General features: G+C 64.0%; 17 protein-coding genes. 8 read left to right on the top strand and 9 right to left on the bottom strand.

The window, feature by feature from the left end; all coding sequences use genetic code 11:
- Positions 1 to 2: 2 nt before the first annotated feature.
- A complete protein-coding gene (locus C8N43_RS03755; protein ID WP_107844321.1) occupies positions 3 to 1,601 on the bottom strand; it encodes a phage tail sheath family protein in 1,599 nt (532 codons plus the stop codon).
- Between the two features lie 641 nt (positions 1,602 to 2,242).
- On the opposite strand from C8N43_RS03755, the gene C8N43_RS03750 reads away from it, so the two are divergent.
- Positions 2,243 to 2,854 (top strand): hypothetical protein, encoded by a 612-nt coding sequence (locus C8N43_RS03750; RefSeq protein ID WP_158269901.1) that lies wholly within the window; start codon positions 2,243 to 2,245, stop codon positions 2,852 to 2,854.
- Here C8N43_RS03750 and C8N43_RS03745 read toward each other — a convergent pair.
- Genes C8N43_RS03745 through C8N43_RS03735 form a run of 3 tightly spaced genes read right to left on the bottom strand, consistent with a single transcriptional unit; the run spans position 2,851 to position 6,215 of the window.
- Complete coding sequence (locus tag C8N43_RS03745) at positions 2,851 to 3,825, bottom strand: glucokinase (RefSeq protein WP_107844319.1); 975 nt, start codon at positions 3,823 to 3,825, stop codon at positions 2,851 to 2,853. The two genes, C8N43_RS03750 and C8N43_RS03745, sit on opposite strands and share 4 nt — an antisense overlap.
- A gap of 12 nt (positions 3,826 to 3,837) precedes the next feature.
- The gene (locus C8N43_RS03740; RefSeq protein WP_107846230.1) at positions 3,838 to 5,151 is read right to left on the bottom strand and encodes a GH1 family beta-glucosidase; all 1,314 of its coding nucleotides are present in this window, start codon (positions 5,149 to 5,151) and stop codon (positions 3,838 to 3,840) included.
- Between the two features lie 8 nt (positions 5,152 to 5,159).
- Positions 5,160 to 6,215 carry a LacI family DNA-binding transcriptional regulator gene (locus C8N43_RS03735; RefSeq protein ID WP_107844318.1) on the bottom strand — a complete coding sequence of 352 codons (1,056 nt, stop codon included), beginning with the start codon at positions 6,213 to 6,215 and terminating at the stop codon, positions 5,160 to 5,162.
- Positions 6,216 to 6,550: 335 nt separating this feature from the next.
- Here C8N43_RS03735 and C8N43_RS03730 point away from each other — a divergent pair, with 335 nt between their 5' ends.
- From C8N43_RS03730 to C8N43_RS03710, 5 genes are all read left to right on the top strand, one after another.
- On the top strand, positions 6,551 to 7,906 hold the full coding sequence (locus C8N43_RS03730; RefSeq protein WP_107844317.1) for an ABC transporter substrate-binding protein: 1,356 nt from the start codon (positions 6,551 to 6,553) through the stop codon (positions 7,904 to 7,906).
- 144 nt (positions 7,907 to 8,050) lie between these two features.
- Complete coding sequence (locus C8N43_RS03725) at positions 8,051 to 9,289, top strand: carbohydrate ABC transporter permease (protein WP_170114405.1); 1,239 nt, start codon at positions 8,051 to 8,053, stop codon at positions 9,287 to 9,289.
- Positions 9,289 to 10,413, top strand: coding sequence for a carbohydrate ABC transporter permease (locus tag C8N43_RS03720; protein ID WP_107844316.1), 1,125 nt, complete (start codon positions 9,289 to 9,291; stop codon positions 10,411 to 10,413). The genes C8N43_RS03725 and C8N43_RS03720 overlap by 1 nt, the downstream gene beginning before the upstream one ends.
- A gap of 9 nt (positions 10,414 to 10,422) precedes the next feature.
- Complete coding sequence (locus C8N43_RS03715) at positions 10,423 to 12,078, top strand: alpha-glucosidase (protein WP_211308556.1); 1,656 nt, start codon at positions 10,423 to 10,425, stop codon at positions 12,076 to 12,078.
- Positions 12,079 to 12,092: 14 nt separating this feature from the next.
- A complete protein-coding gene (locus C8N43_RS03710) occupies positions 12,093 to 13,190 on the top strand; it encodes an ABC transporter ATP-binding protein (protein ID WP_107844315.1) in 1,098 nt (365 codons plus the stop codon).
- Positions 13,191 to 13,194: 4 nt separating this feature from the next.
- Here C8N43_RS03710 and C8N43_RS03705 read toward each other — a convergent pair whose 3' ends face one another.
- Together C8N43_RS03705 and C8N43_RS03700 are read right to left on the bottom strand one after the other, a co-directional pair.
- Positions 13,195 to 13,998 carry a M90 family metallopeptidase gene (locus C8N43_RS03705; RefSeq protein ID WP_107844314.1) on the bottom strand — a complete coding sequence of 268 codons (804 nt, stop codon included), beginning with the start codon at positions 13,996 to 13,998 and terminating at the stop codon, positions 13,195 to 13,197.
- Between the two features lie 93 nt (positions 13,999 to 14,091).
- Positions 14,092 to 15,396, bottom strand: coding sequence for a multicopper oxidase family protein (locus tag C8N43_RS03700; RefSeq protein ID WP_245912896.1), 1,305 nt, complete (start codon positions 15,394 to 15,396; stop codon positions 14,092 to 14,094).
- A 172-nt stretch (positions 15,397 to 15,568) separates the two neighbouring features.
- Between C8N43_RS03700 and edd the strand changes: the two genes are divergently transcribed.
- On the top strand, positions 15,569 to 17,374 hold the full coding sequence (gene edd, locus C8N43_RS03695) for a phosphogluconate dehydratase (protein ID WP_107846226.1): 1,806 nt from the start codon (positions 15,569 to 15,571) through the stop codon (positions 17,372 to 17,374).
- Positions 17,375 to 17,451: 77 nt separating this feature from the next.
- Positions 17,452 to 18,093 (top strand): bifunctional 4-hydroxy-2-oxoglutarate aldolase/2-dehydro-3-deoxy-phosphogluconate aldolase, encoded by a 642-nt coding sequence (locus C8N43_RS03690; protein ID WP_107844313.1) that lies wholly within the window; start codon positions 17,452 to 17,454, stop codon positions 18,091 to 18,093.
- Between the two features lie 37 nt (positions 18,094 to 18,130).
- Here C8N43_RS03690 and C8N43_RS03685 read toward each other — a convergent pair whose 3' ends face one another.
- From C8N43_RS03685 to C8N43_RS03675, 3 genes are all read right to left on the bottom strand, one after another.
- Positions 18,131 to 19,693 (bottom strand): trimethylamine methyltransferase family protein, encoded by a 1,563-nt coding sequence (locus tag C8N43_RS03685; RefSeq protein WP_107844312.1) that lies wholly within the window; start codon positions 19,691 to 19,693, stop codon positions 18,131 to 18,133.
- A 426-nt stretch (positions 19,694 to 20,119) separates the two neighbouring features.
- The gene (locus C8N43_RS03680) at positions 20,120 to 21,310 is read right to left on the bottom strand and encodes a TPM domain-containing protein (RefSeq protein ID WP_158269900.1); all 1,191 of its coding nucleotides are present in this window, start codon (positions 21,308 to 21,310) and stop codon (positions 20,120 to 20,122) included.
- A 95-nt stretch (positions 21,311 to 21,405) separates the two neighbouring features.
- Complete coding sequence (locus C8N43_RS03675; RefSeq protein ID WP_107844310.1) at positions 21,406 to 22,578, bottom strand: pyridoxal phosphate-dependent aminotransferase; 1,173 nt, start codon at positions 22,576 to 22,578, stop codon at positions 21,406 to 21,408.
- Positions 22,579 to 22,598 lie beyond the last annotated feature (20 nt).

The following is a 22,598-nucleotide window of genomic DNA, read 5'->3' as shown; positions in this document are numbered from 1 at the left end:
GCTTAGGCCGTCTGCCCGACCTTCTGGCTGATCTGGACGACGACGAATTCGGCGGGTTTCAACGGCGCGAAGCCCACCGCGACCCGCACGATCCCTGCGTCGATATCGCCCTGCGTCATGGTCGAGCCGAGCCCGCAATTGACGAAATACGCGTCACTTGCTTTCTCGCCCTGAAACGCGCCGGAGCGGTGCAGCCCGTCCATGAAGTTGCCGACAGAGGCACGAAGACCGCCCCAGAGCTTATGGTCATTGGGCTCGAACACGACCGCCTGCAGCGCGTTGTAAAGGCTCTCGCCGATCATGTTCTGGGTGCGGCGCACCGAGACGTAGCGATACTGCGGCTTGGCTTTCGTCGCAGTGGTCCGTGCGCCCCAGATGACGGTGGGGCCGGTGATCGAGCGCAGGCAGTTCACGCCCCACTCGTTGAGGTTGTCCTGTACCGCGTTGCCGATCAGCCGTTCCGGCCCGAACGTGCCGCGCACGCTGGCCTCGAGACCGGCAGGGGCCTTCCAGACCCCGCGCGTCGCGTCGATCCGCGCCCACATGCCGGCCGCGACCGCCGCGGGACCCATGTGGAAGCTGCGCGGCGCGCCCGGTGTCAGCTCTGCATCGAAATACGGGTTCGCGATCTCGACCCGCGGATAGTAGAGCGCCGCGTAGGGAGAGTTCGTGAAAACCGCTTCCTTGGCCTCCTTCGGGGTCGTGATCGCGTCCGCGCCGGGGTCGATGATAACCATGCGGTTTTGCATCTTCTCGGCGTGGCCGATGGCTTCCTGGTAGATCGTCTTGCCCGTCGCGTCGGGCGTGATGTCGGGCAGGACGATGATCGAGATGTCGCGGTAATCCTCAAGGCGGCCCAGGGCTTCCGTGTAGGCCCCTTTCGCCGGGGCGCCGGTGTCTTCGCCTTTTTCGAGGAAGTCGCTGACCGTCTTGTCAGACGAGGGCATCGTGACGTCATCGCCGAAGGCCACGTCGATCAGAACGGAGCCCTTGTTGACGGCCTGGGTCGCGCGCTCCAACGCATCCTTAAGCTTGGCTGCGTCGCTGGACCCGTCGCCGACCCATGTCAGGGCGGTGAAGCTCTCGATCACCTGGTCGAGCACCTTGGTGGTTCCGTCATTGCCGAATTTCCACGTTCCGATGAGGATATCGAAGGTTTCGTCTTCCTTGTTCGAGCGCATCTCGACCATCAGGTCGTTGGACCATGTGCCCTTGCTCTTGGCGGTCACGGAGACGAACTTCTTGTCCGCCCCGCTGTTGATCGGAAGCTTCGCCGTCGCGGCGGCCCCGCCCGAGCCTTCGAGCGGGACGATATAGGCCTTGGTGCCACCATTGGTGAAGTAGGTGTTGATCGCGAGCCCGAACGCATCGGGGGTCGCGTCGCCAAGGTTCTTTACACCCCCGGCCGCGCCCGCACCGGGGCCAAACAGCGTGGCGTATTGCGCGGGCGACGAGATGAAGGTCGGCTTGCCGCCCGTTTTGGTGACGGGGGTGCCCCTGCGCACATGGCCGATGAAGGCGGTGACCGAGGTCGAGGCCGCCTCGATGGACAGGGCGTTGGAGGGGACGTGTTCGATATAGACGCCGGGGTGTTGGTACATGGGGCTCGGGCTCCTTGGCAGCGAGTGGTCAGCAAAACTGGACCGGCCCCCCGCACAGCATGCGGGGAACAGGGCCCCCCACGCGGCCCGCGGGGGTGATCTGTCGTGTCATATGGTTTCTCCGCCGGTGACCGACCCTGAGAGCCCCGGACCCCACCGCGCGGGGGAGAGCCGCGGGGTGGGGGTCGCTGGTCGAGACATGCTGGGGAGGGTGCTGGGGGCACCGCACATGTCGCAACCGGAGCCTACAATGCCCGGTGGCCTGCAAAGGTCTAATCCTCGTCGAAAGCAGCGCCACCGGGCGGTAAGTAGAGTTACGTCATCAAATAACGGAGAAGTTACCGCTTATGGGGAAAACGATGAGCCATTCCCCGCAAACCGATCAAGACAAAAGTTAACGCTGCGTTAAGCGTTGGACCTTGATCCGTTTTAAATCAATGCTTTAGTCGCCGTGAATAAGGTGTGAAACGGGATTCACACCCCATCACGCGCGAGAATCGCCCGCCCTTTTCGCTGAGTCTCTGCCTTGGGGTCAGACTAAAAATCGCCCCCTTCGGGAATAATCACACGCCCCCAAGCGTCACCCCACTACAACGGGTGTCGTGGTCTCAAACGCGCCCTCAAGACCGACCTCTTGCCAGATGAAGGATGTAGCAATGGCGTGCCTCGATGATCTCCCTGAAAAAACGCGAACCTCGCTTTTGACCCTGTTTCGCGCACGCAACTTCTGCTTCGCGACACATGAGCAGGGGCGCACGCCGACCTTCTACTTCGCGACCGGCGGGCCGACGCGATTGCAATACGGGTTTCCCAATGGCCGCCTGAGGACGATGCACGGCCGCGGTCCATTGATCGAGATCTGCGCGACCATGAAGCACCACTGGTTCTTCAGCTCCAAGAAAAAGCGCGATGACGCGCGGCTGGCTGCCAAGGCCTGCAAGGACCGCGCGGAGTTGGCGCGGCTGATGGACAAGATGCGCAAGGTCCCGAAGAAAGGCTATCACCACTACGAGTTTCTCAAGGGGGCCTCTTGGACCTCGCCGGTGGGTGTCGGCCACCGATCCGGCGGCAAGGTCGACCTGACGCGGATCACCTCGGACGCCAAGATCGAGGCGATCCTGAACGACATGCTGGAATATGATTGCTGGATCCAGGTGGGCAAGACGAAGCTCCAACTGACCGAAGGCGCGCCGCGCCCGACCAGAGAGGCGAACCCGCGTTCGGTGCGCACTTACTTGGACGATATCGGCTAGCCTTTTGCGGCGAGATACGTGGCGCAGCCGGTGAGGGCGGCATAATCGTCCTCGATCAGCCCAACCTCGAAATTGCCCATGAAGCCCGCGAACCGGCCCTTGTCGCGGAAGGCCTGCGCGAAGCCCAGCGTCGCGAAATGCTTGGAGAAGGCGCGCGCCACGCCGCCCGCAAAGAACACGCCGCCGAAGGGCAGCTGGATTAGGCACAGGTTGCCGGTCACGGTGCCGAGCATGCGCACGAACATCTCGGCCGCGCGGGCCGCGACCGGGTCCGATCCATCCTCGAACCCCGCCATGATATCTGCCGCGCGCGCCTCTGACGGGGTGCCGGCCTCGGCGGACAGGAAGCTGTAGACCCGCTCGAAGCCGCGGCCCGACAGCATGTCTTCGACTGCGGGAAAGCCGTGGGAGGTCTCAAAGTGGCGGATCATGCGCAGCTCGTCCTCGGCGCGCACGGGCAGGTTGGCGTGGCCGCTCTCGGACGGCGGGACGTGGCGGCCCCACGGGGTCTCGAACACCGGCGCTGCGTTGAACCCCGTGCCGACGCCCACGACCAGCTTGGTGGCTTTCGGGTCGCGGGCGGGCTCTTCGATCCGCACCAGCGGCGTCACGGCACCGTCGGGCAAATGGCCAAGTGCGTGGCCCTGTGCCTGCAGGTCATTCAGAAGGCATGCGGTGTCGGCCCCGGTCGCGCGCGCAAGTGTCGCCTCGTCGATCTCCCAATCGAGATTGGTCATTGTGCCGCGCCCGTCCTTCACGGGCCCCGCAATCGCGATGCAGGCCCCTGCGCAATCCAGCCCGCCCTGGGCGTCGATGAAAGCGCGCAGCACGGTCTCGAGCCCGGGGTAGTCGGTGTTCTTGTAGCGCGTAACCGTGTCGGTCCGCAGCGTCGCGCCTTCGGCCAAGGCGACGCGGGTGTTGGTGCCACCGATATCGGCGACCAATGTGCAAGTGTCAGCGGTGCGGGTCATATTATGCTCAGATCAGGCTTTCAGCGCGCGGGCAAGGGCGTGGTAAGATGCTTTTGGCGTGCGCTCAAGGGTGTCGAAGTCGACATGCACCAGACCGAAGCGTTTCTCGTAGCCGAGCGCCCATTCGTAATTGTCCAGAAGCGACCAGAATGTGTAGCCTTTCAGCGGCGCGCCGTCGTCCAGGGCGCGCAAGGCCGCGGCGATGTGCTGATTGAGGTAGTCGATCCGCGCGTCATCGTCTTGCCCCACCACATCCGGGTTCGCCATGCCGTTCTCCGTCACATAGAGCGGCAGGCCTTTCGTATACTCACGGTCGACCCAGGTCAGGAAATGGTGCAGCCCGTCGGGGTAAATCTCCCACTCCATCTGGGTTTTGGGCAGGGGGCCTTCGACCTCTGCGTGGGAAGGCCATGGCCCGTCCACGGGGGCGATGCGCTTGCAGGTATAATAATTGAGCCCCAGCCAATCGAGCTTTTGCCCGATCAGAGGGAAGTCATCCTGCCAGCCTTTTGGCATGTGGGTCTCCAGCCCCTTCATCACATCCTCGGGGTAGGCGCCCTTGAACAGGCCGCCCAGGAAAAAGCGGTTGTAGTAGCCGTCATAGAGCTCGGCCGCGCGCGCGGCCTCCGGGCTGTCATCGGAGGGGTGGGCGTATTCGAAATTGCACACCGCGCCGACATTGCGCACGCCCAGATCGCGCAGGACCTCCACCGCGCGTCCGTGCCCGGTCATCACATGGTGCATCGCGTGGGCGGTGGCGCGGATGTCGCGCAGGCCCGGTGCGTGGTGGCCCAGAAAATGGCTCAGCCAGCCGACGCACCACGGCTCGTTGATTGGTGCCACCGAGAACATGCGGTCACCGATCCGGTCCATGATTACGCGGGTGTAGTCGGCAAACCAATGCGAGATGTCGGGGTTCCGCCAGCCCCCGAGATCGGCCAGCGGCGAGGGCAGCTCCCAGTGATAGAGCGTCGCCATGGGCTTGAGATCCCGCGCGAGCATCGCGTCGACCAGCCGGTCGTAGAAGTCGAGCCCCTCGGGGTTCGGCGTGCCGCGCCCTTCTGGCAACACGCGCGCCCAAGAGGTCGAGAAGCGGTAGGCATCAAGGCCCATCGCGGCCATCAGGTCCAGATCTTCCTCGTAACGGGTGTAGTGGTCACAGGCGCGATCGCCGTTTTCGGCGCGCACCACATTGCCCGGCGTCGCGGCAAAGTCGTCCCAATGGGTGCGCCCGGCGCCGCCCTGGGCGTGGCCCTCGATCTGGTAGGATGAGGTCGCGGCTGCGAACAGGAAGCCGTCCGGGAAGTCGCTGCGGCGGAACGTCATGTCGGCGCTCATCGGCGGGCCTTTGCGGAGATGGAGCTGTGCGGGGCAGGGCCGGTGGAACTGCCCACGACCAGATCCGCCTCCCACAGCTCGGTGGGGAACAGGGTCGGATCGTCGGCCTCGATCTTGTCGATCAGCATCCGTCCAGCCGCGCGTCCGGCTTCGCGCACCGAGGACCGCGTGGCCGTGAAAATCGGCGTGCGTCCGCCATTGGGAAAGTAGGAAAGCGCATCGTCAAAGCAGATGATTGAGACGTCTTTCCCGATGGTTAGGCCGCGTTCTTCAACCGCCCGGCGGATGCCGAGTGCCACAAGGAAGGAGGCGGCGAGGAAGGCCGTGGGCGGGTCGCCGATCTTCATCATCTGATGGGTGGCCTCAAAGCCGAACGGCTCCGTCATCTCGGAGGCGCGCATGATCTGCGGGTCGGGCTCGATTCCGCGGGCCTCCAGCGCGCCCGTATATCCAAGGCGGCGGCGCATGGCGAAGTCCATCGCCTCGATCCCGTTCAAGAGCCCGATCCGCGTGTGACCAAGATCAAGCAGAAATTCTGTCGCGCGCTGGAAGGCGGAGCGATTGTTGACGTCGAGCCAGCTATAGGGCGTCCTGCAATTGCTTGAGCGGCCATGGACCACGAAGGGCAATCCCAGCTCGTGCAGCAGCGCGATGCGTGGTTCGTCCACCGTCGGTCCGTGCACGATCACTCCGTCGACGGAGCCGGATTCGGCCAGACGCCGATAGGCGGCGGTCTCGTCTGCATCGGCCACGACGCTCAGCCGCATGTCATAGCCGCGCTCGGCGTAACTTTCGCCCGCGCCCGCGATGAAATCGGCAAACACCGCGTTTACCATTTCATGCTGGTTGGACAGCGGAATGACATGGGCGATGGACATTGTGCGCCCGGTGGCGAGGCTCTTGGCGCGCGGATTGGGGCGATAGTCATGGGCGCGCGCGGCCTCCATCACCCGCGCGCGGGTGGCTTCCTTGACCTCCGGATAGCCGTTCAGCGCGCGGCTAACGGTAGTCTGGGACAGACCCAGAAGCTCTGATAATTCGCGCAGGTTCATGGCGCTCCGGATATGGTGCGGGGCGGTTGGATGTTTCCAAACCGCTTTGGAATATCTGTCAATTGTTATGGACAGCGCCGGGGGAGGTCAAAGGTGATTTTCGCAAAAGCAGTGCAGAAATTTACTTCGCACCTGCAGAAAAGTCAGGAATATCATACCATAAGCGGAAATTAGGACCGAAATGATTGACAGTCGCGGGTCGCTGCTTCAGCGTCGCCGCTATCCAAAGCGCTTTGAACGGGTGATTCCTAACGCACCTGATGAGCGCCGAGTGACACTTTAGGGAGACGGCCTGCCACGGCATGAGACCGGGCGGCCAGATTGGGAGGATTACCATGACAAAACGACTCTACACGTCCGTCGCGATTGTGGCTCTGACGAGCTCTGCGGCGGTCGCGGACGGGCACCTGTCCTTCGGGACCGATGGCGGCCCCTTCACCTGGGACAGCTATAACGCGTTTGCCGAGGCCAATGATCTGTCCGGGCAGGAACTGTCGATCACCGGGCCGTGGACCGGCAATGAAAAGGAGAAGGTCGAGAAGATCATCGCCTATTTCAACCAAGCCACCGGCGCCTCCGCCAGTTATTCCGGCTCTGACAGCTTCGAGGCCGACATCGTCGTCTCCGCGCGCTCCGGCTCCGCGCCGAACCTGGCCGTGTTCCCGCAGCCGGGTCTGGCCGCTGACATGGCAAGCCAGGGCCTGCTCACCCCGCTGCCAGACGGCACGGCGGACTGGGTGCGCGACAACTTTGCCGCCGGTCAGTCCTGGGTCGATTTGGGCACCTATGCGGGCGCGGATGGCAACGAAGATCTCTACGGCATGTTCTACCGCGTCGATGTGAAGTCGCTGGTCTGGTATTCGCCCGTGGCGTTTGACGAGGCAGGCTATGACATCCCCGAGACGATGGAAGAGCTCAAGGCGCTGACCGATCAGATCGTGGAAGACGGCGAGACGCCGTGGTGCATTGGTCTGGGATCTGGCGCTGCCACAGGCTGGCCCGCGACCGACTGGGTCGAGGACATGATGCTGCGCACCAACAGCCCGGCCGATTATGACGCCTGGGTCTCCAACGAGATGAAGTTCGACGACCCGAAAGTTATCGCGGCCATCGAAGAGTTCGGCGCATTCGCCCGCAATAACGACTATGTGGACGGCGGGGCAGAGGCCGTGGCCTCCACCGACTTCCGCGACAGCCCCGGTGGTCTCTTCTCGATCCCGCCCAAGTGCTACATGCACCGTCAGGCGTCCTTCATCCCGGCCTTCTTCCCGGAAGGCACCGAGATGGGCGAAGACGTGGACTTCTTCTACTTCCCTGCCTACGCCGACAAGGATCTCGGCAAGCCGGTTCTGGGGGCAGGGACGCTGTTTGCGATCACCAACCCGTCTGACGCGGCCAATGCGATGATCGAGTTCCTGAAACTGCCCATCGCCCACGAGATGTGGATGGCGCAGGGCGGCTTCCTGACACCGCATACCGGCGTCAATCCCGAAGCCTATGCCGATGACAGCCTGCGCGCGCAGGGCGACATTCTGCTCAATGCCACGACGTTCCGCTTCGACGCATCGGATCTGATGCCGGGCGAGATCGGCGCAGGCGCGTTCTGGACAGGCATGGTGGATTACACCACCGGCAAGGATGCGGGCGAAGTCGCCGCGGGCATCCAGGAACGCTGGGACGCAATCCAGTAAATCTGACGTAAGTCAATGGGATACGGCATGACCTTCGTGCCGTATCCTACCCCCACAAGGCTGCACTGGCCTGTGGTTCGGAGGCCGGTGCCGGGGGGCACTGCCGTCTCCACCCCATGATATATCAAGAAGGATGCGTGCCCCATGTCTCCAATGCTTCAAGGCTTCATGACCATCGTCATCGGCGTCGGCGGGTGCGTGGCCTACTTCTACTTCTCCAATCTCTTCATCGACAAGATCCTGTTCCCGCCGCGTGCGATGAACCAGGAGCAGGTCAAAACGCGCCGCCTCGTTGGCCTCGTCGCCATTGCAGTCTTCGCGCTGTTGATGGCGGTGGCGATCGCGGCGATCTTCCGCTCGGTCTTGCCTGCGGGGCTGACGAACTTGCTGGTCACTCCGGCCTTGTCGATCATCTATCTGTTCTACTCGGTCGGAGGCGCGCTTGGCGCGTGGCTTCTCGTGATCCTCGTGGCGCTGGTGGTTTTGTTCGCGCCTTGGGGCCGCTTGCCCAAGGCGGGGCTGACCCTTGGGGATAACATCAACCGCGCCAACATGCTGCGCCCTTGGTTGTTCTTGTTCCCGGCAATTGCGGCTCTTGGCCTATATCTGGTCTACCCGGTGGTCGGCTCCTTCTGGCGCTCGCTTTACAACAGGGCGGGCGACGAGTTCATCGGCTTTGGCAACTACGCAGTTATGTTCTCCGACGATGGCTTCCAGACGGCGCTGTTGAACAATTTCCTATGGGTGCTTTTCGTGCCCGCGGCTTCCACATTCTTCGGCCTTCTCGTGGCGCAGCTGACAGACCGGCTCAGCTGGGGCAACATTGCCAAGTCGCTGATCTTCATGCCCATGGCGATCTCGTTTGTGGGCGCGTCGCTGATCTGGAAGTTCGTCTACGCCAACAACCCAGACATCGGCATGATCAACGCCATCCGGGAAACGCTGGGCATGGCCAGCCTCGACCCGATGCAGGTGCCATTCTGGAACAACTTCTTCCTGATGTTCATCCTTGTGTGGATCCAGACGGGCTTTGCCATGGTGATCCTGTCGGGCGCCCTGCGCGGCATCCCCGAAGAGACCATCGAGGCCGCCATCATCGACGGCGCCAACCCGTTTCAGGTGTTCTTCAAGATCAAGGTGCCGCAGATCATGGGCACCATAGTCGTGGTCTGGACCACGATCACCATCCTTGTGCTTAAGGTCTTCGACATCGTCTACACGATGACCGGGGGCAATTTCGGCACCGACATCCTGCCCAGCTACATGATGAGTTACATGTTCCGCGATGATGGCCGCGCCACGGCGGTGGCCTTCGTAATCATGATCATCGTGCTGCCGGTCATGATCTGGAACATACGCCAAGCCCGCGCGGAGATGAGATAATGGATAACATTGCAGGAACCAAAAGCTCACTCTCATGGGCCGTCAACATCTCGGTCGTGCTGCTGGTGGTGGCGTGGCTGATCCCGACCGTCGGCCTGCTGGTCTCCAGCTTCCGGGACCGCGACCAGATCAGCGCCTCTGGCTGGTGGCTGTCACCCTTCCCGGTGGAGCAGAACTATTCCGTCAAAGCGCCGCTTGATGACCTCGTCGTCGATGGTGACCTGAACACCATCACCGGCAATGTCTTTGGCGAGGGCTCCGGCACCGTTGTCCGCTTCGGCGGGCGCCGCGCAGCGCCCACGGAATTCGCCGCAGGCGAGACCGCCGATCTGCGCCGGGACCGCACGCTGCTGGTCGAGGCTGATGGCTCCTTCGTCTACTCGTCGCCCGCCGAGATCAAGCGCGAGCCGTCGATCTACTTCTCGGCCGAAAGCCCGCCCGACTTCTCGATGGGCAATTACGAGACGATCATGGCGTCCGACAATATGGACCGGGCCTTCATCAACACGCTGACGGTGACGATCCCGGCCACAATCATCCCGATTCTGATCGCGGCCTTCGCGGCCTATGCGCTCGCGTGGATGGACTTCAAAGGCCGGGGCTTCCTGATCGCCATGGTGGTGGGCCTGCTGGTCGTGCCGCTGCAATTGGCGCTGGTGCCGCTGCTGACGCTGCACAATCAGGTGGGCATCGGGCAGAGCTTCCTTGGCATCTGGATGGCCCATACGGGCTTTGGATTACCCCTCGCGATATATCTGCTCAGAAACTACATGGTCGGCCTGCCGCGCGATATTATTGAGAGCGCCAAGGTCGACGGGGCCACGGATTTTCAGGTCTTCACCAAGATCGTGCTGCCGCTGTCCTTCCCGGCGCTGGCCAGTTTCGCCATCTTCCAGTTCCTGTGGACCTGGAACGACCTGCTGGTGGCCAAGGTCTTCCTGCCGTCCAACTCGGAAAGCTGGGTGATGACGGTCAAGATCGCCGACGACCTTCTGGGTTCGCGCGGCGGCGACTGGGGCATCTTGGCGGCGGCGGCCTTCATTTCGATCGCGGTGCCGCTGATCGTCTTCTTCACAATGCAACGCTACCTGGTGCGCGGCCTGTTGGCCGGCTCCGTCAAATAAGAGACCACGATGACCAAAATGGACCCGAAGCTGAAAGCGCAATCGGCGCAGGACACCGATTGGTGGCGCGGTGCGGCGATTTATCAGATCTACCCGCGCAGCTTTCAGGACAGCAATGGCGACGGGGTGGGGGATCTGCTGGGGATCGTCTCCCGCATGCCCTACATCGCAACGCTGGGCGTGGACGCGATCTGGATTTCGCCCTTCTTCATGTCGCCCATGAAGGATTTTGGCTACGACGTCTCCGACTATTGTGACGTGGACCCGATGTTTGGCCACCTGAGCGATTTCGACGTGCTGGTGGCGTCGGCCCATGAACGCGGCATCAAGGTGATCATTGATCTGGTGTTGTCGCATACCTCCGACCAGCACCCGTGGTTTCAGGAATGCGCCCACAGCCGCGACAATGACAAATGCGACTGGTACGTGTGGTCCGATCCCAAGCCCGATGGCACGCCGCCCAATAACTGGCTGTCGATCTTCGGCGGCCCGGCGTGGTCGTGGGAGCCGCGGCGCGAGCAGTATTTCCTGCACAACTTCCTGCGCTCCCAGCCCGATCTGAACTTCCACAACCCGGACGTGCAAAACGCGCTTCTCGATGTGGCGCGGTTCTGGCTCGACCGCGGCGTGGACGGCTTCCGGCTCGACACGATCAACTTCTATTTTGCCGACAAGGAACTGCGGGACAATCCCGCGCTCCCGAAGGAACAGCGCAACGCCTCCATCGCGCCCTCGGTGAACCCCTACAATCACCAAGAACATGTCTACTCAAAGAACCAGCCGGAAAACCTCGAGTTTCTCAAACGCTTCCGCGCACTTCTCGACGAATACCCCGGCTCCACCACGGTGGGCGAGGTGGGCGATGCGCAGCGCGGGCTCGAGATTCTGGGCGAGTACACTTCGGGCGATGACAAGGTGCATATGTGCTATGCGTTCGAGTTCCTTTCGGGCAACACCCTGACGGCAGAGCGGGTCGTGGACACGATGCAAAAGCTCGACGCGGCCGCGCCCGATGGCTGGGCCTGCTGGGCGTTTTCGAACCACGATGTCGTGCGCCACATCACCCGCTGGGGCCTGACGCCCGCGGCCCATCGTTGCTTCACCACGCTGATGATCTCCCTGCGCGGCTCGATCTGCCTGTACCAGGGCGAAGAGCTGGGCCTGCCCGAGGCCGATGTGGCCTTCGAGGATCTGCAAGACCCCTACGGCATCCAGTTCTGGCCGGAATTCAAGGGCCGCGACGGCTGCCGGACGCCGATGGTCTGGGAGCCCAGCAACCAAAATGGCGGCTTCTCCGCCGCGCAGCCGTGGCTGCCGGTCAGCCATGACCACCTGATGCGCTCGGTCGACGCGCAGGAAAGCGACCCGGCGGCCCCGCTGCATCACTACCGCAACGCGCTGGCCTTCCGCCGCGCGCATACGGCGCTGGTGAAGGGCGACCATAGCGACCTGGCGGCCGAAGGCAGCGTTCTGCGCTTCACCCGCAGCCACGGCACGGAGTCGATCTTCTGCGCCTTCAATCTCAGCGACCAGCCCGCCACGGTCGACATGCCCGGCGGCAAATGGCTGCCGATCGGCTCCGAGTTGGGCTCTACCGGGCCCGGGCCCGACGGAAAACTTCATCTTGGGCCCTGGCAGCCCTGCTTTGCGCTCAAGAAAGACTAGGGAGGGACGGACCTATGGCAGATCTGAAACTGACGGATGTTGGCAAGACCTACGGGGGCGCGGTCACCGTTCTCGAACACATCGATCTCGACATCAAGACCGGCGAGCTGATCGTCTTCGTCGGCCCCTCGGGCTGCGGCAAGTCCACGCTGTTGCGCATGATCGCGGGGCTGGAGAAGATCACCGCGGGCGAGTTGAAGATCGACGGCGAGGTGATGAACGATGTGCCCCCCGCGCAGCGCGGCATCGCCATGGTGTTCCAAAGCTACGCGCTCTACCCGCATATGACCGTGCGGGACAACATGGCCTTCGCGCTGAAGCTCGCCAAGAAGAGCCAGTCCGAGATCGATGAGGCCGTCGCCCGCGCCGCCAAGGTCCTGCAGCTCGATCAATATCTCGACCGCCTGCCCAAGGCGCTGTCGGGCGGTCAGCGCCAGCGGGTGGCCATCGGCCGCTCGATTGTGCGCGACCCGAAGGTGTATCTTTTCGACGAGCCGCTCTCGAACCTTGACGCGTCCCTGCGGGTCGCCACCCGGATCGAAATCGCGCAGCTCAAGGAGAGCATGCCGAACTCCACGATGATCTACGTGACCCACGATCAGGTCGAGGCGATGACGCTCGCCTCGCGCATCGTGGTGCTCGCCAACAAGGGCATCGCGCAGGTCGGCTCCCCGCTGGAGCTGTACGAGAAGCCGGAAAACGAGTTCGTGGCCCAGTTCATCGGCTCCCCAGCCATGAACTTGCTTGCGGGCGAGGTGACGGGCACGGGTCCTGTCACCTCCGTCGCGCTGCCGGAGGGCAAAGGCACGATCACCGCCAACATCCCCACGACTGACGCGGATGTGGGCCTGAAGGTCAATGTCGGCATCCGCCCCGAGGACATGGTCGCCACCGATGGCGAGAACTATGCCTATGCGGGCACGGTCGAGATCCTCGAGGCGCTTGGCGAGGTCACCCAGCTTTACTTCAAGAAGAGCGCCCCGGAAAACGATCCCGTCATCGCCAAACTCGCCGGTATCCACACCGACGTGCGCGGCAAGACGATGCATATGACCGCCGATCCGGCCAAGGTGCATCTCTTCGCCGACGGCAAGTCGCTGCTCTATCGCTAAAGGCTCACCAGCCGGCCGGATCAAGGTTCAAAAGCTGGGAGACCTGCCCGTACACTTCGGGCAGTTCTTCTTTCAGCCGCGCGGGTTTTTCGAAGAACACTTCGATCGTCACGGCGAAGAATTCGGCGTAATTCTCTGCGCCGTAAGGGTCCAGAACGGATCCGCGGTCCAGCATAACCCCTTGGCGGTGTTCCTCATAGGCGCGGGAGAACACGGACGCCCATTTTAGCATCTGCCGCGAGCTGCCCAGCACCGGAATACCGTTTGCCTTGCCTGACAGGGCATCAAGCTGATGGGCAAATTCGTGCAGCACCACGTTGTGCCCATCCACATCATCGATCGCGCCTTGCTCCGCGTGTGACCAGGACAAAACCACCGGGCCACTGGCCCAGCTTTCGCCCAGCCGAACCTGCTCCTCATGCACGACCAGGCCATCCTCGCTCTCGTCGCGCGCCTTGAACGCCGAGGGATAAATAAGGATCGTGCGCAGGCTGCTATACCAAGCCTCTGTGTTGACGATCAGCAAACAGGCCTGCGCCGCGATGGATAGGCGCATATCATCGGTCACTTCCAGCCCGTCGCAACCAATCATACGCGTCTGATGCAAAAACAGCCGCATCTTGCCCTCAAGCGGACCGTTGAGCGCCGCAGGCAGGCGCGCAATGATCGGCACAAGTTCTGCCACCCGCGCGCGCTCCGCAGGGGACAGGCGGCTTTCCAGCAAAGCCTTGCGACGCCTCCGACGCCGCCATTCCCAGCCAAAGGCCACCGCTGCGATCAGCGCCAACAGGCTTAGAAAGGGGATCATGGGGCAGGGGCTCCTGGTTCACATTGCGTGAGTGCGCCTATCGGAGACGAGGCCGCGAAAAGCGAGCTTCGCGCTCGATCCTTTGCACGCGTTCTACACAACCTCGACCCAGGTCTTCATGCCGGCCGCCTGATGGCCCAGCATGTGGCAATGCAGCAGCCATTTGCCGGGATTGTCGAAGACGCAGACGATGTCGCGGCGCTGTTCGCGCATGACCAGGCTTGTGTCGCGCAGCGGGCCGAGGCTGCCGTCGTCCAGCACCTCGTGGAAATGATGCCCGTGCAGGTGGATGCCGTGCGGGAAGGCGGTCTCGTTCACAAGGCTCAGCCGCACGGTTTCGCCGCGTTTGAAGCTGCGCCATGGGGCGTCCGGAAGATTGGAGATGCCGTTGAGCGCCCAGATGTCATCGCCCGCGTGGCGCCCACCCATGGCACCCCCTTGCAGGGTCAGGGTGGCGGTCTGGTTTGGCTCGGCGGCGGGGCGCGGCACATCTGCGGCGGGCAGGGCGGGGATTGGCTCGGTGATCGGCGTCGGGTTGTCGCCGTCGGCCTTGATCTCGCCCATCGGGTAGGGCTCGCCGCGGGTCGGGAAGGTGAAGGCAATCGTGTCGGTCACATGCGCAAGGATATCCACCCGCTGCGCCGGGGCGATCATCAGCCGCCCGATCTGTGCAGGCGTGGCCAACCCCATACCGTCCAGCGCGACGATCTTGCCCTCGATCCCCGACAGCTCCAGCGGGAAAATGCGCGCGGTGGCCGTGTTTATCAGCCGCAGACGCACCCGGTCCCCGCGCCGCACCTGATCGACCGAGGCGATGATGCGCGCGAAGCTGCCAAGCCGGCCTGCGTGGGAGAAATCATGGCGGGAGCCGAAATCCTCGATCATCTCTCCCGTCCGCTCAATCCGCCAATCGTCCACGATCACCGTGATGTCGTGATCGACCGCGGGCGGGTTGGCTTCTTCGATGATCAGCGGGCCGTAAAGCCCCCGCGCGACCTGCTCCCACGAGCGGTTGTGGGAATGGTACCAGTAGGTGCCGGCATCGGGAAGGCTGAAGCGATAGTCGAAGCTCTCGCCGTCCTCCACCATCGTCTGCGTCAGATATGGCACCCCGTCCATGGCGTTGTCGATACGGATACCGTGCCAATGCACCGCCGAGCCGTCGCCGATGGCGTTCTCAAAGCGCAGGTCCAGCGTGTCGCCTTGCCGATACCGCAGCTCTGGCCCCGGGGTCGAGCCATTGTAGCCCAGCATCTCGGTCACGCCGTCGCCCTCTGGCAGGATCTGTGCTGTGACTGGCGCGGCCCTCAGGATCGCGGGGCTCGCGGCAAGACCGGCGCGCGGCAGCCACAGCGCGGCGGCGGAACTTGCAAGGAAGGATCGGCGGCTCAGAGACATGGGATGCGGGCTCCTGTATTTACCCGCCTAAGGTAGATCGTGCGCGCGCGTGTTTCCAAGGTTCAAATCACCGCAGGATGCGTCGGCCGCGCGCTGCGACACTTTCTACCGCTTTTCGGCTGGATTGTTAGCGCTAACGAAGATATGTCGTGCCACAAGAATGGAGGACCTCATGCCGCTCAACCCAAAGATCGAAGACGTCACCCAACGCATCATTTCCCGCTCCGCTGACGCCCGCGGAACCTACCTGTCCCGCATGCGCCAGGCCGCCGAGGAAGGCCCGCGTCGCGCGCATCTGAGCTGCGGCAATCAGGCCCATGCCTATGCCGCGATGGCGGACGACAAGGGCGCGCTTATTGCCGAGAAAGCTCCGAATATCGGCATCGTCACCGCCTATAACGACATGCTGTCGGCCCACCAGCCCTTCGCCACCTACCCGGACCTGATCAAGCAGGTCGCGCGCAAAAACGGCGGCACGGCGCAGGTTGCAGGGGGCGTGCCCGCCATGTGCGACGGGGTCACCCAGGGCCAGGTCGGGATGGAGCTGTCGCTATTCTCACGCGATGTGATCGCGCTCTCCGCAGGCGTCGCGCTGAGCCACAACACATTCGACAGCGCGGTCTACCTCGGCGTCTGCGACAAGATTGTGCCCGGCCTGATCATCGCCGCCGCGACCTTCGGCTATATCCCCGGCATCTTCCTGCCCGCAGGCCCGATGCAATCCGGCCTGCCCAATGACGAGAAAGCCAAGGTCCGCCAGCAATTCGCCGCGGGCGAGGTCGGCCGCGATAAGCTGATGGAGGCCGAGATGGCCTCTTACCACTCCGCGGGCACCTGCACTTTCTACGGCACGGCGAATTCCAACCAGATGCTGATGGAGTTCATGGGGCTGCACCTGCCCGGTGCCAGCTTCGTCAATCCCGGCACCGAGATGCGCGATGCGCTGACCGCCTATGGCACGAAGCGCGCGCTCGAAATTACCGCGCTTGGCAATGACTACACGCCGGTTTCGGACATTCTGGACGAGAAAACCTTTGTGAACGGTCTGGTCGGTCTGATGGCCACCGGCGGTTCGACCAATCTGGTCATTCATATCATCGCCATGGCCCGGGCTGCGGGGGTGATCCTCGATCTGCAGGACCTTGCCGATATCTCCGACGCGACGCCGCTGATGGCGCGAGTCTATCCCAACGGTCTGGCGGACGTGAACCATTTCCACGCGGCGGGCGGACTGACTTATATGATCGGCGAGCTGCTCGACGCGGGGCTTTTGCATCCCGATACGCGCACAGTGATGGGCGACGGCCTCGGCCTTTATGCCAAGGACCCCAAGCTGAAAGGCGGCGAGGTCACGTGGGAAGACGCCCCGCGCGAGACCCAAAACGACCGCATCCTGCGCCCCGCCTCCGATCCGTTCGCCAAGGAGGGTGGCCTGAAGCAGCTGCAGGGCAATCTGGGGCGCGGCGTGATCAAGGTGTCCGCCGTGGCGCCCGAGCGCCACGTGATCGAGGCCCCGGCGCGAGTGTTCGAAAATCAGGATCAGGTCAAGGCGGCCTGCAAATCCGGTGAAATCACGTCCGATACGATCATCGTGGTGCGGTTTCAGGGACCCAAGGCCAACGGGATGCCGGAGCTTCACGGCCTGACCCCGCCGCTCGCCAATCTGCAGGACAAGGGTCTCAAGGTCGCGCTGGTCACCGATGGCCGCATGTCCGGCGCATCGGGCAAGGTGCCCGCCGCGATCCATGTCAGCCCCGAAGCGGTCGATGGCGGCCTGATAGGCAAGCTGCGCGACGGCGATCTGGTGCGGCTCGACGCGGTGCAGGGCACGCTCGAGGTGCTGACACCCGATGTCTCTGCCCGCGCCCCAGCCACGCCTGACCTAAGCGACAATGGCCACGGGATCGGGCGCGAGCTGTTCTCGATCTTCCGTCAGACCGCAGGCACCGCCGATACCGGGGCGGGAGTAGTGGTCTAGCTTGCCCCGCAGGCTTCATTGCTTCAAAAATATTCCCGCCGGAGGCAGTTCCGGCCAGACAGGAAGGACGACCCAACATGACCCCGCACGCCTCTAGCCAGAAGGCCATTGAGATTTGCCAATTGGCGCCCATCGTGCCCGTACTGGTCGTCGATGATGTGGCCGATGCCCAGCCCTTGGCCGAAGCTCTGGTCGCAGGCGGCTTGCCGGCGTTGGAGGTTACACTGCGCACGCCCGCCGCATTGGAGGTCATCGCCGAGATGGCAAAAGTCGAGGGCGGCGTCGTGGGGGCGGGGACGCTTTTGACGCCGCAGGACGTGCACAATGCGGTCGATGCAGGCGCGGTGTTCGGCGTTTCGCCCGGCGCGACCGACAAGCTGCTCGATGCCTGTCTCGAGGCAGGTCTGCCGCTGCTGCCCGGCGCCGCGACCGCGTCCGAGGCGATGGCGCTGCTGGAGCGCGGCTATTCCATGCTGAAATTCTTCCCGGCCGAGGCCTCCGGCGGTGCGGCGGCGCTGAAAGCCATCGGCGCGCCGATCCCGCAGGTGAAATTCTGCCCCACGGGCGGTGTCAGCGCGTCCAATGCGATGGATTATCTGAGCCTGCCGAACGTGGTCTGCGCGGGCGGATCGTGGGTCGCACCGAAGGCGAAGATGCAGGCGGGCGACTGGGAGGGCATCACCGCCTTGGCCCGGGACGCAGCCGCGCTCGGCGCCTAAGCGCGCCGCGCGCGGGGAAGGCCCTTCGGCGCTCCGCTCAGACCGACAGATGGATGTTGAACCGCGCGCGTAGCGCCTGGTCGAGTTCCGGGTTGAACGCTGCAGGTGACGGCTCCGCCAGGATGGCCTCTTTACGCGCAGTCGCCTGCGCGATCAGGTCAGGCTTTTCCTTCTCGACCCACTCCTTGGGCGACATGCGGCAGCCGAAGGCGGGGTAGACATAGTCGCTTTCCATCCGGCTGAGCGTCTGGTCCGCGCCGAGGTAATGACCGACGCCGCCCGTGCCATCCGCGCCCAGACAGGTCTCGCGCATCACGTCGAGCGCGAGTGTTTCATCACTTACCTCGATCCCGCGCACGCAGCGCAGGGCCTGGCCGATCAGATCATCGCCGAGGATCAGGCTTTCATGGCAAAAGCCCAGCAGCGAGGCGTGCATGCCCGCGGCCTCATAAACCATGTTCAGCCCCGACAGCCCGGTCATCACATTGGAGCACATCTGCTCCCATCCCGCCTGCATGTCCGGCAGCTTCGCATCAGACGCCCCTCCGGCCGCCCCGCCCGGAATGCCGTAGAACTGGTGCATCTGGGCGCAGCCCGCCGAGAGCAGCGCCTGTTCCCCCGATCCCACGGACATGGCCCCGGTGCGCAGATCCAGGCCGAAGGGCCAGGTGCCGAAGACCGCCGGGTGGCCCGGCGCCATCGCATTGACATAGACGATCCCCGCAAGGCATTCCGCCACCGCCTGCAAGATGGCGCCTGCCAGCGGCTGCGGCGCGGTCGCACCCGCCATGCCTGCCGAAAGAAGCAGTACAGGCATACCGCCCTTGATGCATTCCTCCATGACGCGGCAGGCCTCTGTGGCGAATTTCATTGGCGGGACCACGAAGCAGTTCGAGTTCGACAAGAACGGCCTTGCGCGCCAAGCCTCCTCGCTGCCCGCGATCATGTGCAGCATCTCCAACGCGCCCGCAACGTAGTCGGGGTCGGTGAACGAGACGCCCACATGCTTGGTCGTGCCTGCGCAGCAGGCGTAGACCGTGTTCAGGTCCATCTCGTAATTGTCCGCGATATCGCGGCACACCATCGGGCGCTGCAGGAAATGGATGTTGTCGAGCCGGTCGGCGATGCGGGCCGCGTCATGCAGATCCTGCACGGTGCTGTCACGGTATTCGCGCCCGGCCACGTCAACCAGATGCACGGCGGCACCGGCGGTGCCGTAATGCACCCGGGTGCCGCCAAGCTCCAGATCATGCAGCCCGTCGCGGCTGGCCAGCGAGAACCCTTTATTGGCCACCGCCAGCATGTCCTCGACCAGCGCGCGCGGGAAGCGCAGTCGGCCATCGTCGCCAAGGATTGCCCCCGCGCCGGTCAGCAGGGCGACGCCGGTCTCGGGCGCGTCTGCGAGGCCGATGGTTTCCAGCGCCGTCAGGGCGGCCTCGTGGATGCGGGCGATGTCGGCATCGCTGAGCGGCTTGAATGTGCCGCCGGACAGGCCGGGCCCAATGGCGCGTTTGTCGGCGGCAAGCGGGGCTGCGCGCTGCGCGCGTCGCGCCACACGTCCGCCGGAGCGGCGGCTCGGAGAAGGGGTTTGATCGTTCATGGCATGTGGCTTTCGCTGAAGAAGGGCAGGCGTGGATCAGATCAGCCTGTTCGGTCTTCCGCGGGCCGCACGTCCGCGGCGCGCCCCGATGGTGCGCCCGATCAACGTGGTTTTCCAGTTGCAGCTTTGCATGGCTGCCCTCCCTGCGCCCATGTTCGGGGGCGGCGCGGGCACGGGTCTGTCTCGTTTGCGCCATCGAGGTCTGTTTGCGTCACGCAGCTGTGACGCGGTGCAGCATGGACCCGCGCAGTATAGGTGCGGATTTCGGCGTGATGCAGCGCAGATGCGGCGTTGCGGCGAACACGGCTGTTCGAGGCAGGTCGCGCTGGCTTAGCCTATGGATGCGGCGTCTCGCGTCTCCTGTCTTCCTCCCTCAAAGACATCCCCGTACCCTGGCGGTGCGGGGCGCCGCACCCAGAGCCCGCTCTACCAAGAGCCGGACGCGCCGCCCCCAGACGAGCTGCCGCCCCCAAATCCCCCCGATGACGAGGACGAAAATCCTGACCTGTCGCCGGAGCTGCCACTGGATTCCGCGAGCTTCGGGATTACGACGAATTCCGAATAGGTGTGATCGCAATTCTGGCAAAGATGATCGAGCTTCGCCTGACCGAAGGCGACCGTCGAGGCAGGCATGGTGACCGTGCGCGAAGTCTCCAGCGTGTGGTAGTTGCAGCTGGGGCAGGCCTTGCGGCGGCTGAAGAGCGACGGGTAGCCGATGACCGTGACATGCTCGTCATTGGTGCAGAACCACACCCCGTAATTCTTTGATTTCAGGCGTTCTTCCACAAGTTGCCCGTGGTCGAGATACTGATCTTCCTGTGCCTCGCCAAGCCGCAGCATGACACGCCCGCATTCCGGGCACTTGCGCGGGCGGTAATGCTGCACACCGCGGATGCCGAAGAAGCCGCCGACAGCCGTCAGCGCAACGATCAGCAATGCCGCGATCGGGTTGCCCTCCGCCTGCTTCAGCATGTCGGACACCCAGCGACCGATCTGGGCGACGGCACCGGGATCGCGGGGCTCTGGCGGCTGTTCGATCACGGCGGGGCGCAGGGGCTCGGGCGGTCGGACCTCTCCGGTCGGGGCAGGTGTGACGGCCTGTGGCGGTGGCGGCGGTGTCCCATCTATGGCCAGACGCGACAGCGCCGCGCGGGTGCCTGCGAGCACGCCATCGGCGACGCGCCCTTGCCGGAAGGCGGGCAGGATGTCGGTCTGGATGATGCGCGCGGCGATCCCGTCCTGTCGGGCATCGTAGCCCGCGCCAAGGGCCAGCCGCACCTGGCGGTCCTCGATGGCCACCAGCAACAGGATGCCGTCATTGCGCTCCTTGTTGCCGATGCCCCAGCCGTTGAACAGGTCCTTAGCGAAGCTCGCGATATCCGCGCTCGGCAGGTAGTCTTCGCGCGAGCGGATCGTGACCACAGCCATCTCCAGCCCGCGCGTCTCGCGCGCGGCGATGAGCTCTGCATTGATCTGCGCCTCTGCTTCCTCACTCAGGATGTCGGCGAAGTCGTTGGTCAGAACGGAGTAGTATTGCGGGTAGGGCAGCTTCTCGGCCTGCGCCTGAGCGAGGCCCGGCAACGCCATCATCACCAAAACGCACAGCACGCGCATCATCGCCGGATCCCCCAAAGGTTGGCACATTCGCTAGTGTTCAGAATGCCCCCAGACACATGATCTTGTCCAGATGTGCGGCGTGAAAAACGCGGGGCTCAGGCGCTCTTTGTGCCGGCAAAGGCCACTATGCGGCGAAGCGCGTCCTCAAATCGGGCGTCCTCCACCGTCATGGCGACGCGCACATGGCCCGCGGCGGCCTCCCCGAAGCTCTCGCCGGGCATGACGGCGATACGCTCTTGATGGAGAAGCGCGAGCGCAAACGCCTCGCCGCTCAGGCCCGTGTCCCGCACGTCGAGCATCAAATACATTGCGCCCGCGTTCGGCACGAGCCGCACGGCGTTCTGCCCTGCCAAAATCTCATGCGCCAAGTCCCGCCGCTTCGCGAAGGGCGCGCCGACCCTGTCTTCCAGCTCCGGGCCCGCGGTCAGGGCGAAGAGCGCGGCGTCCTGGATATAGCCCGGCACGCCGTAGGTGATGTGGGTCGCGAGGTTGATCGCATGGGCGATGACCTCCTGAGGCCCTACAATCCAGCCCACGCGGCTGCCGGTCATCGCGTGGCTTTTCGACATCGAGCCTACGACCAGCGTACGCTCGGCCATGCCGGGCAAGGCGCGCGGGCTCAGATGGGTGCCGGACCAGACCTGCGTGTCGTAGACCTCGTCCGAAATGCACCACATGTCGTATTCGATGCAGGCCCGCGCGATCCCCTCGACCGTCTGCTCGTCATAGACGACGCCGGTGGGGTTGTTGGGCGTGTTGACCAAGATCGACACGGCATAATCGCGCTTGGCGGCGATATCGGCGAAGCGCGGCTGAAAGGCGGCCTCCGGCCTGCAGGGCACCGCGCGCGGCTGTGCGCCGACGCCGCGGATCGTTCCGGGGTAGGTGGTATAGAACGGGTCGCAATAGAGCGCGATGTCGCCCTCGTCACAGACCGCATGGTGGGCCGTGAACAGCGCCGACTGCCCGCCGGGCGTAATCAGGACATTGTCGCGGGTTGTCTTGACCCCGGTGCGCGCCTCGACCCGGGCCGCGATGGCATCGCGCAGGGCAGGGGTGCCAGGCACACTCGCATAGCCGGTGTGCCCCGCGCGTGCGGACCGATCCATGGCGTCCAGAATAGACGGGTCTGTGCGGATGTCGTGCTCGCCTATGGTCAACTCGGTCACATCGACCCCATCCGCCATCATGGCGCGCGCCTTGTAGAAGACGTCCCAGCCGTCCGAGCCGCCGCCGGTCAATCCCGCGATCCGGTTTGAGACTTTCATCGGGCGGCTCTCCTTGGTGC

It is taken from the genome of Litoreibacter ponti, assembly GCF_003054285.1.
Lineage (GTDB): Bacteria > Pseudomonadota > Alphaproteobacteria > Rhodobacterales > Rhodobacteraceae > Litoreibacter > Litoreibacter ponti.
This window is presented reverse-complemented; position numbering and strand designations above follow the sequence as displayed.

What these genes read in the sequence shown, in the direction of transcription:
- C8N43_RS03755 (WP_107844321.1), bottom strand. Translation starts at nt 1,601, where the DNA reads ATGTACCAACACCCCGGCGTCTATATCGAACACGTCCCCTCCAACGCC.
- C8N43_RS03750 (WP_158269901.1), top strand. Translation starts at nt 2,243, where the DNA reads ATGAAGGATGTAGCAATGGCGTGCCTCGATGATCTCCCTGAAAAAACG.
- C8N43_RS03745 (WP_107844319.1), bottom strand. Translation starts at nt 3,825, where the DNA reads ATGACCCGCACCGCTGACACTTGCACATTGGTCGCCGATATCGGTGGC.
- C8N43_RS03740 (WP_107846230.1), bottom strand. Translation starts at nt 5,151, where the DNA reads ATGACGTTCCGCCGCAGCGACTTCCCGGACGGCTTCCTGTTCGCAGCC.
- C8N43_RS03735 (WP_107844318.1), bottom strand. Translation starts at nt 6,215, where the DNA reads ATGAACCTGCGCGAATTATCAGAGCTTCTGGGTCTGTCCCAGACTACC.
- C8N43_RS03730 (WP_107844317.1), top strand. Translation starts at nt 6,551, where the DNA reads ATGACAAAACGACTCTACACGTCCGTCGCGATTGTGGCTCTGACGAGC.
- C8N43_RS03725 (WP_170114405.1), top strand. Translation starts at nt 8,051, where the DNA reads ATGTCTCCAATGCTTCAAGGCTTCATGACCATCGTCATCGGCGTCGGC.
- C8N43_RS03720 (WP_107844316.1), top strand. Translation starts at nt 9,289, where the DNA reads ATGGATAACATTGCAGGAACCAAAAGCTCACTCTCATGGGCCGTCAAC.
- C8N43_RS03715 (WP_211308556.1), top strand. Translation starts at nt 10,423, where the DNA reads ATGACCAAAATGGACCCGAAGCTGAAAGCGCAATCGGCGCAGGACACC.
- C8N43_RS03710 (WP_107844315.1), top strand. Translation starts at nt 12,093, where the DNA reads ATGGCAGATCTGAAACTGACGGATGTTGGCAAGACCTACGGGGGCGCG.
- C8N43_RS03705 (WP_107844314.1), bottom strand. Translation starts at nt 13,998, where the DNA reads ATGATCCCCTTTCTAAGCCTGTTGGCGCTGATCGCAGCGGTGGCCTTT.
- C8N43_RS03700 (WP_245912896.1), bottom strand. Translation starts at nt 15,396, where the DNA reads ATGTCTCTGAGCCGCCGATCCTTCCTTGCAAGTTCCGCCGCCGCGCTG.
- edd (WP_107846226.1), top strand. Translation starts at nt 15,569, where the DNA reads ATGCCGCTCAACCCAAAGATCGAAGACGTCACCCAACGCATCATTTCC.
- C8N43_RS03690 (WP_107844313.1), top strand. Translation starts at nt 17,452, where the DNA reads ATGACCCCGCACGCCTCTAGCCAGAAGGCCATTGAGATTTGCCAATTG.
- C8N43_RS03685 (WP_107844312.1), bottom strand. Translation starts at nt 19,693, where the DNA reads ATGAACGATCAAACCCCTTCTCCGAGCCGCCGCTCCGGCGGACGTGTG.
- C8N43_RS03680 (WP_158269900.1), bottom strand. Translation starts at nt 21,310, where the DNA reads ATGATGCGCGTGCTGTGCGTTTTGGTGATGATGGCGTTGCCGGGCCTC.
- C8N43_RS03675 (WP_107844310.1), bottom strand. Translation starts at nt 22,578, where the DNA reads ATGAAAGTCTCAAACCGGATCGCGGGATTGACCGGCGGCGGCTCGGAC.